The sequence below is a fragment of the Paraburkholderia sp. J11-2 genome, assembly GCF_905220185.1.
Taxonomy (GTDB): domain Bacteria; phylum Pseudomonadota; class Gammaproteobacteria; order Burkholderiales; family Burkholderiaceae; genus Paraburkholderia.
This window is the reverse complement of record NZ_CAJMYY010000091.1, coordinates 1-989: the sequence shown is the minus strand read 5'-3', so window position 1 is coordinate 989 and position 989 is coordinate 1. Positions and strand designations below refer to the sequence as shown.

Genomic DNA, 989 nt, shown 5'->3' with positions numbered 1-989 from the left:
TTTGGCGTTCGGATGGCTAATCAAGCGTTCGGCACCCCAGTATAGTCGGCGACGTTGAATCCGAAACCCATCGAGGATGAAAGATGAAGACGTTAGTGATCGTCGCACACCCCGACATCGAAAACTCGCGCGGCAACAAGGCCCTTCGCGATGCAATCGCCCACGAACCGGATATCACCGTGCGTGAGTTGTACAAGCTGTACCCCGACTTCCGCATCGACGCAACACGGGAACAGCAACTGATTCGCGAGCATGGACATCTCGTTCTGCAATTTCCGTTGTACTGGTACAACTGCCCGCCATTGCTCAAGAAGTGGCTCGACGACGTTGTCAACGACACGCTGTTCGGCAGCGCGCCGGAAAAATCCCTGGTACTGGATGGCCGGACGCTCCAGCTTGCCGTGACGATCGGGCGTGTTCGCGAACGCTATTTTCCGCCCTCTCGCGAACACATCTGGGCCGAAGGCGTCACGCGGCCGTATCTCAAGCCAGCGCTGCTGGAGCGCCATGGTGAACGCATCGTCGATACGCTGCTTGCGCCGTTCGAACAGACTGCGCACCTCGCCGGCATGGAATATGGACGTCCGTTCGTCACCTACAACATCGGCCCGCTGACACGGACCGGCTCCATCAGCGACAAAGCGCTGACCGAGCGCGGCACAGCATACCGACAACTGCTGCGCGGCCTTGGGCCCGTAAGGTCTGTTGCGCCGGTAGAGGCGGTTTGAGCGCGTGATGCGCAACAGAACATCGTTTGATCTGACAAGGACATCATCATGAGCGAAGCAACAACACGCAAGCCGGACGAACTGGCGATCCCCTATCAACATCCGCAGCCTGCCGACATGTCGGCAGACCTCGTTCACGCTGGCGTGCTCGACCAGTGGCTGCAGGACGACAACCTGTGGGTGCCCACGACGAAGACCGTATCGTTCAAGCCCCTGCTCCTCAACGCGAGCCAGGGCTACTACGTCAATCTGCTGCGCGTG

At 59.5% G+C, this 989-nt stretch carries 1 protein-coding gene and 1 pseudogene; both read left to right on the top strand.

Going from position 1 to position 989, the window contains the following annotated elements:
* The first annotated feature begins 95 nt into the window (after positions 1–95).
* Entirely contained in the window at positions 96–728 is a 633-nt protein-coding gene (locus U5A57_RS41280) for an NAD(P)H-dependent oxidoreductase (RefSeq protein ID WP_321918093.1), read from the top strand.
* A 48-nt stretch (positions 729–776) separates the two neighbouring features.
* A pseudogene (locus tag U5A57_RS41275) lies at positions 777–989 on the top strand (cupin); the annotation flags it as partial.